Below are 7,745 nucleotides of genomic sequence, written 5' to 3'. Positions count from 1 at the left end.
CTCGTGGCGGGCGGACTGGTGTTCGCGCTGGTCGTCACGGCGGTGCCGTCGCTGCGTCACGAGGACGCCGACCGTCCCCGGCGACGCTGGGGCCGGCGCCGGGTCCGTTAGGCTTGATTCCCGTGACCTCCCCGGATCGGCCCCTGCCCGCCCTGCCCGACTCTTCCGCGCCGATGCGCGCCGCCGTCCGCTATGGCGTGCTCGGACTGATCGCACTGACGGTCGTCGCGACGGTGATCGGCGGCCTCGTCGCCGGCCTGCCGGGCGTGTGGGGCGCGCTGATCGGCGCGGCCGTGGGAGGGGGGTTCATTCTCTTCACCGCTCTCGGCGTGCTGCTCACCGCCCGGCTCCCGGCGACGACGGCGGGCGCGGTGCTGCTGGGCACCTGGCTGCTCAAGTTGATCCTCGCGATCGTGGTGATGATGCTGCTCAAGCCGCTCGATTTCTACGACAAGGGTGCGCTGGTGCTCACCATCGTCTTCGCGCTGCTCATCGTCCTGGGGGCCGAGACCTACGGTGTGCTGTCGCAGCGGGCGCTGTACGTGGAGCCTGCCGGTAGCGCTGAGCAGGGGAACAACGACGAGCGGTAGTACCGCCGTTGTCAATGACCTGGCGGTACGGGCACCCGCCTACACAACGTCGTAGAAGTGTTGATAAGGTCGTCCCAAGCGAGTGCGACTGCCTGCGATTCCGGAGGAGTCGAGTGCGGTTGTGCCCTCGCAGGCGGTCGTGTTCGAATGGCCGCCGAGTCGACGAGAGTCGCCGACACCGACAGACGCTGGCCCCGATCGGGAGCCGACAGCAGCTGGCGAATACGCGAGCCGACCTGGTCGACTTGTTGGATCGTCAATGTCCGATCGAACCGCAGACGGCAATGCCTGCGGCCGACTACGGGAGAGAGCGCTGAGCGTCACCACCTTGGCTGCCGGAGAATTCCACGCGCCGTCACTAGCCGATTTCTTCCCCCCAGCAGTTCTGTTCGAAGGCACCCCCTTCGAAATGGACCGCCTGATGCTCATCCGCGTCGTCGTGGCCGTGCTCGTGGCGCTGTTCTTCGCGCTCGCGATGCGCAGCCCGAAGATTGTGCCCCGCGGTGTGCAGAACGTCGCCGAGATCATGATCGACTTCGTGCGGATCAACATCGCCGAGGACATCCTCGGCAAGCAGCAGGGCCGCCGATTCCTTCCGGTGCTCGTGACCATTTTCTTCCTCGTGGTCGGTCTCAACCTGACGTCGGTCATCCCGTTCCTGAACATCTCGTCGAACGCGCGCATCGGTATGCCGATCGTGCTGGCCGCGCTGGCCTACGTCGTCTTCAACTACGTGGGCATCAAGAAGTACGGGTTCTTCCGCTACGTCAAGAGCAGCATCGTCGTCCCGAACCTGCCCCCCGCGCTGCACGTGCTGGTCATTCCGATCGAGTTCATCTCGACGTTCCTGCTGCGCCCGTTCACGCTCACCATCCGTCTCATGGCGAACATGCTGGCCGGCCACATCATGCTGGTGCTGTTCTTCAGCGCAACCCAGTTCTTCTTCTTCAGCTCCGAAGGCGCGATGAAGATCTTCGGCATCGGCTCGCTGATCGGTGGCGTCGCGTTCACCTTCTTCGAGCTGCTGGTGATCGTCCTGCAGGCGTACATCTTCTCGCTGTTGACGGCGGTGTACATCGACCTGGCGCTGCACGCCGAAGAGCACTAGCGCGCCGACCGGCACTACCCACACAACACACAGACTGACTCGGTTGCCGATCCCCGGGGCCGAGCCACAAGAAAGGGAATGGAACACCAATGAGCGTTGCGCTTCAGGCAGTTGACGTCCTCGCCCAGACGGAGAGCACCATCAGCGGTCTCGGTGCGGTCGGCTACGGCCTCGCGGCCATCGGCCCCGGCATCGGCATCGGCATCGTCGTCGGCAAGGCGATCGAGGGCATGGCCCGCCAGCCCGAGATGGCCGGCCAGCTGCGCACCACCATGTTCCTCGGTATCGCGTTCACCGAGGCCCTGGCGCTGATCGGTATCGTCGCCGGCTTCATCTTCTGATCTGACGACCATGGCTGACAGCATCCTGTTGCTCGCGGCGGAGGCGGAGGACCAAAATCCTCTGCTCCCCGCGACGTATGACATCGTCTGGTCGCTGGTCGCCCTGATCATCGTCGGGCTCGTCTTCTGGAAGTACGTGCTTCCGCTGTTCCAGAAGGTGCTCGACGAGCGTTCGGAGCTGATCGAAGGCGGCATCAAGAAGGCCGAGGAAGCTCAGGCCGAGGCAAAGGCCGCGCTCGAGCAGTACCGCGCGCAGCTCGCCGAGGCCCGCACCGAGGCGGCGCAGATCCGCGAGGAGGCCCGTGCCCAGGGCCAGCAGATCATCGCGGACATGAAGGCCCAGGCCCAGGAGGAGAGCGACCGCATCGTCGCTGCCGGTCACAACCAGCTGCAGGCCCAGCGCCAGCAGATCGTGACCGAGCTGCGCGGCGATCTCGGACGCACCGCCGTGGATCTGGCCGAGAAGGTCATCGGGGAGTCCCTCTCCGACGACGTCAAGCGTGCCGGCTCGATCGACCGCTTCCTCAGCGAGCTCGACTCCCTCAGCGCTGACTCTGCATCCCGAAAGTGAGCACCATGTACGCAGCAAGCCGTGAGGCACTCGCTCAGACGCGTTCCGCGCTGCAGGGCGCGTTGGCGTCGAGCACCGCATCCGCTGCCGCGGGTGCCGCAACTGCAGCTGCGGCGCAGGCCGGCTCCGAGCTGTTCTCGGTGGTCGAGGTGCTCGACGATCAGCGCACCCTGCGGAGTGCGCTGGCCGACGCCTCGGCCCCGGCAGCCGGTCGGCAGGCACTGGCCGAGCGGGTCTTCGGGAGCAAGGTCTCGCCCGTCACCCTCGCGACCCTGAAGGCGGCGGCCGGGCAGGACTGGTCGACCCAGTCCGACCTGACCAACTCCCTCGTTCAGCTGGGCCGCGAAGCCCTCCTGTCGGCGGCGGCGGACCAGAACCAGCTCGACACCGTCGAGGACGAGCTGTTCCGGCTCGGTCGCATCGTGGCCGGCAACGCCGAACTCGAACAGGCCCTCTCCGATCGCACCAAGCCGCTGGCGGCCAAGCGGGAGTTCCTCTCGCGTCTGCTCTACGGCAAGTCCACGGCGATCACCGAGGCCCTGGCCGTGCAGGCCGTCGGACGGCTGAAGGACAAGGCCCCGGCCGACGCGTTCGACGCACTGTCGAACCTCGCCGCCACCCAGCGGGACCGCGCCGTCGCCCACGTGCGCAGCGCGGCACCTCTCAGCGCGGCGCAGGCCGAACGGCTCACCGGTATCCTGACCAGAACGTACGGGAAACCGGTCACGGTGCACGTCGAGGTGGTTCCCGAGCTTCTCAGTGGATTGGTCGTCCGGGTGGGCGACGAGGTCATCGACGGCACCGCCGCGGGTCGACTCGCCGCAGTGCGCAAGAGCCTCACGTAGTCCACTACCGAACACACACACATAGCGATCTTTTCGAAGACCAGATACCGAGAGCAGGAAGAACATGGCGGAGCTGACGATCTCCTCCGACGAGATCCGTAGCGCGATCGACAACTACACCGCGAGCTACTCCCCGGAGGCCTCCCGCGAGGAGGTCGGCGTGGTCGCCGACACCAGTGACGGCATCGCGCACATCAGCGGTCTGCCGTCGGCGATGGCCAACGAGCTGCTGGAGTTCCCCGGCGGTGTGCTGGGCGTGGCCCTGAACCTCGACGCCACCGAGATCGGTGCCGTCATCCTCGGCGACTACCAGGACCTCGAAGAGGGCCAGGAAGTCAAGCGGACCGGCGACGTTCTGTCGGTGCCGGTCGGCGACGGCTACCTCGGCCGCGTCGTGAACCCCCTGGGCCAGCCGATCGACGGCCTCGGCGACATCGAGGCGACCGAGAACCGGGCCCTCGAGCTGCAGGCCGCGACCGTGCTGCAGCGCCAGCCGGTCGAGGAGCCGCTGCAGACCGGCATCAAGGCCATCGACGCGATGACCCCGATCGGCCGCGGCCAGCGCCAGCTGGTCATCGGCGACCGCAAGACGGGCAAGACCGCCGTCTGCGTCGACGCGATCCTGAACCAGAAGGCCAACTGGGCCTCCGGCGACCCGAAGCAGCAGGTCCGCTGCATCTACGTCGCGATCGGCCAGAAGGGCTCCACCATCGCGGGCGTCAAGGCCGCCCTCGAGGAGCACGGCGCGATGGAGTACACCACCATCGTCGCGGCCCCCGCCTCCGACTCCGCCGGCTTCAAGTGGCTCGCCCCTTACACCGGCTCGGCCATCGGCCAGCACTGGATGTACCAGGGCAAGCACGTGCTCATCGTGTTCGACGACCTGACCAAGCAGGCCGAGGCGTACCGCGCGATCTCCCTGCTGCTGCGCCGCCCGCCGGGACGTGAGGCCTACCCGGGCGACGTGTTCTACCTGCACTCCCGTCTGCTGGAGCGCTCGGCCAAGCTGTCCGACGAGCTCGGTGGCGGTTCGCTGACGGCCCTGCCGATCATCGAGACCAAGGCCAACGACGTCTCGGCCTACATCCCGACCAACGTCATCTCCATCACCGACGGCCAGGTCTTCCTCGAGTCCGACCTGTTCAACAAGGGCATCCGCCCCGCCATCAACGTCGGTATCTCGGTGTCCCGAGTCGGTGGCGCCGCGCAGACCAAGGGCATGAAGAAGGTGTCCGGCTCGCTGCGTCTGGAGCTCGCGCAGTTCCGTGAGCTCGAGGCCTTCGCCGCCTTCGCCTCCGACCTCGACGCGGCCTCGAAGGCGCAGCTCGAGCGTGGCCAGCGTCTGGTCGAGCTCCTCAAGCAGGACCAGTACTCCCCGGTCGCCGTCGAGGACCAGATCGTGTCGATCTACCTCGCGGGTGAGGGCGTCTACGACTCGGTTCCCGTCGGCGACGTGCGCCGCTTCGAGGCCGAGCTGCTCGAGGACCTGCACCACAGCGCCTCGGGCGTCTACGAGCAGATCGCCGGCGGCAAGGCGCTGACCGACGACTCCGCGTCCGCGCTGCTCGCCGCGACCAACAAGTTCAAGGAGGGCTTCATCGCCTCCGACGGAACCCGCGTCGTGAACGAGGCCGAGGCCGAGGCCCTGGGCGCCGACGAGGTCGAGCAGGAGCAGGTTTCCGTCAAGCGCACCACTGTTCGCAAGTGAGCGTGGAGACCATGACCCAGCGTCCTGTGAAGGGAGTGTGATCGACGAATGGCAAGCCTGCGCGAGCTCCGCTCGCGGATCAAGTCGGTCAACTCGACCAAGAAGATCACCAAGGCGCAGGAGCTGATCGCGACGTCGCGGATCACGAAGGCTCAGGCCCGAGTGGCAGCGTCCAAGCCGTACGCCGAGGAGATCACCAAGGTGCTCTCCGAACTGGCGAGCGCGTCCGCGTCGCTGGATCACCCCCTGCTCAACGAACGGCCCAACCCGAGGCGTGCCGCAGTCCTGGTTGTCACCAGTGACCGTGGCATGGCCGGCGGCTACAACGCCAACGTCCTCAAGGAGGCCGAGGAGCTGCGGCAGCTGCTGGTCAGCGAGGGCAAGGAGCCGGTGTTCTACGTGCTCGGTGCCAAGGGCCTGAGCTACTACACCTTCCGCGGCCGGCAGGTTGCGGGGGCGTGGACCGGCTTCTCGCAGGAGCCGCGCTACACGGATGCGGCCAAGGCGAGTCGTCACCTGGTGGAACTGTTCATGGCCGGGTCCGGCAACGAGGTGCCCGCGCCGAACGGTGAGGGCACGATCGAGGGCGTCGACGAACTGCACATCGTCTACACCCGCTTCGTCTCGATGCTGACCCAGACCCCCGAGGTGCGCCGGATGGCGCCGCTCGAGGTGACCGTCACCGAGGACGAGATCGACCTCGGCGAGGACATGCTCACCGACGGCCGGCACGTCGGCAGCAACGGCGGGCCCCGGCCCGGCTACAACTTCGAGCCGGAGGCCTCGACGCTGCTCGCGGCGCTGCTGCCGAAGTACATCAGCACCCGCATCTTCGCGTCGCTGCTCGATGCCGCGGCATCGGAGTCGGCTGCTCGGCGTACCGCCATGAAGGCGGCCACCGACAATGCCACGGAACTGGTGAACACCCTCAGCCGTCAGGCCAACCAGGCCCGCCAGGCGCAGATCACCCAGGAAATCAGCGAGATCGTCGGCGGTGCCAACGCGCTCGCCTCGAGTGCAGGAAGTGACTAAGCACATGACCGCAGCAGTAACCGATAACTACGGGGCGGGGGCGGCCTCGGCCACCGCCGGCCGCGTCGTTCGGGTCATCGGCCCCGTCGTGGACGTCGAGTTCCCGCGTGGTGCCGTTCCCGCTCTGTTCAACGCCCTGCACGCAGAGGTCACTCTGCCGTCCGTGGCGAAGACCCTGACCTTCGAGGTCGCGCAGCACCTGGGTGACAACCTGGTGCGCACGATCTCCATGCAGCCCACCGACGGCCTGGTGCGCGGCACCACGGTCGTCGACACGGGCCGTCCGATCTCCGTGCCGGTCGGCGACGTCGTCAAGGGCCACGTGTTCAACGCCCTCGGTGACTGCCTCGACGCCCCGGGCACCGGGCGCGATGGCGAGCAGTGGGGCATCCACCGCAAGCCGCCGGCCTTCGACCAGCTCGAGGGCAAGACCGAGATCCTCGAGACCGGCATCAAGGTCATCGACCTGCTGACCCCGTACGTCAAGGGCGGCAAGATCGGTCTGTTCGGTGGTGCCGGTGTCGGCAAGACCGTTCTGATCCAGGAGATGATCACCCGTATCGCGCGTGAGTTCTCCGGCACGTCGGTGTTCGCCGGCGTCGGCGAGCGCACCCGTGAGGGCACCGACCTCCACCTCGAGATGGAGGAGATGGGCGTCCTCCAGGACACCGCCCTCGTCTTCGGCCAGATGGACGAGCCGCCGGGAACGCGTATGCGCGTCGCCCTGTCCGCGCTGACCATGGCGGAGTACTTCCGCGATATTCAGGGCCAGGACGTGCTGCTGTTCATCGACAACATCTTCCGGTTCACCCAGGCCGGTTCCGAGGTGTCGACCCTGCTCGGTCGTATGCCGTCGGCCGTCGGTTACCAGCCGACGCTGGCCGACGAGATGGGTGAGCTCCAGGAGCGGATCACCTCGACCCGTGGCCGCTCGATCACCTCGCTGCAGGCGATCTACGTCCCCGCCGACGACTACACCGACCCGGCGCCGGCCACGACGTTCGCGCACCTCGATGCGACCACCGAGCTCTCGCGTCCGATCTCGCAGATGGGTATCTACCCCGCTGTGGATCCGCTGACGTCGACCTCGCGCATCCTCGAGCCGGGCATCGTCGGTGCCGAGCACTTCCGCGTCGCCAACGAGGTGAAGCGGATCCTGCAGAAGTACAAGGAGCTGCAGGACATCATCGCCATCCTCGGTATGGACGAGCTCTCCGAGGAGGACAAGGTCCTCGTCGGCCGCGCCCGTCGTCTGCAGAAGTTCCTCGGCCAGAACTTCATCGTGGCCGAGAAGTTCACCGGCGAGCCCGGCTCCGTGGTGCCGCTGCGCGACACCATCGAGGCATTCGACCGCGTCACCAAGGGTGAGTTCGACCACCTGCCCGAGCAGGCGTTCAACAGCTGCGGTGGACTCGACGACGTCGAGGCCGCTGCCAAGAAGATCGCCGGGAAGTAGTCCGCGATGGCTGAAATGACCGTGGACCTCGTTGCCGTCGAGGAGCGCCTGTGGTCGGGCACCGCCCGGCTGGTCAGCGCCCAGACGACCGAGG

At 67.1% G+C, this 7,745-nt stretch carries 8 protein-coding genes and 1 pseudogene; all 9 read left to right on the top strand.

Annotation, left to right across the window (positions count from 1 at the left end; genetic code table 11):
• The first annotated feature begins 173 nt into the window (after positions 1-173).
• Positions 174-590 (top strand): hypothetical protein, encoded by a 417-nt coding sequence (locus CQZ88_RS04220; RefSeq protein ID WP_202917562.1) that lies wholly within the window; start codon positions 174-176, stop codon positions 588-590.
• A gap of 259 nt (positions 591-849) precedes the next feature.
• Complete coding sequence (atpB, locus tag CQZ88_RS04215; protein WP_170914067.1) at positions 850-1,698, top strand: F0F1 ATP synthase subunit A; 849 nt, start codon at positions 850-852, stop codon at positions 1,696-1,698.
• An 89-nt stretch (positions 1,699-1,787) separates the two neighbouring features.
• Positions 1,788-2,039: an ATP synthase F0 subunit C gene (locus CQZ88_RS04210; protein WP_003935756.1), complete on the top strand. Its 252-nt coding sequence runs from the start codon at positions 1,788-1,790 to the stop codon at positions 2,037-2,039.
• Positions 2,040-2,049: 10 nt separating this feature from the next.
• Positions 2,050-2,610 carry a F0F1 ATP synthase subunit B gene (locus CQZ88_RS04205; RefSeq protein ID WP_006944352.1) on the top strand — a complete coding sequence of 187 codons (561 nt, stop codon included), beginning with the start codon at positions 2,050-2,052 and terminating at the stop codon, positions 2,608-2,610.
• A 5-nt stretch (positions 2,611-2,615) separates the two neighbouring features.
• The gene (locus CQZ88_RS04200) at positions 2,616-3,455 is read left to right on the top strand and encodes a F0F1 ATP synthase subunit delta (protein WP_006944350.1); all 840 of its coding nucleotides are present in this window, start codon (positions 2,616-2,618) and stop codon (positions 3,453-3,455) included.
• Positions 3,456-3,519: 64 nt separating this feature from the next.
• On the top strand, positions 3,520-5,163 hold the full coding sequence (gene atpA / locus CQZ88_RS04195; RefSeq protein WP_006944348.1) for a F0F1 ATP synthase subunit alpha: 1,644 nt from the start codon (positions 3,520-3,522) through the stop codon (positions 5,161-5,163).
• Between the two features lie 48 nt (positions 5,164-5,211).
• Positions 5,212-6,195, top strand: coding sequence for a F0F1 ATP synthase subunit gamma (locus CQZ88_RS04190; protein WP_006944337.1), 984 nt, complete (start codon positions 5,212-5,214; stop codon positions 6,193-6,195).
• A 4-nt stretch (positions 6,196-6,199) separates the two neighbouring features.
• Positions 6,200-7,651 (top strand): F0F1 ATP synthase subunit beta, encoded by a 1,452-nt coding sequence (gene atpD / locus CQZ88_RS04185; RefSeq protein ID WP_006944336.1) that lies wholly within the window; start codon positions 6,200-6,202, stop codon positions 7,649-7,651.
• A 6-nt stretch (positions 7,652-7,657) separates the two neighbouring features.
• Positions 7,658-7,745, top strand: a pseudogene (locus CQZ88_RS30430) (F0F1 ATP synthase subunit epsilon); the annotation flags it as partial.

The organism is Rhodococcus sp. ENV425, from assembly GCF_002887785.1.
Taxonomy (GTDB): Bacteria; Actinomycetota; Actinomycetes; order Mycobacteriales; family Mycobacteriaceae; genus Rhodococcus; species Rhodococcus aetherivorans.
The sequence above is the reverse complement of the archived record's forward strand: the minus strand, read 5'-3'. Positions and strand labels throughout refer to the sequence as shown.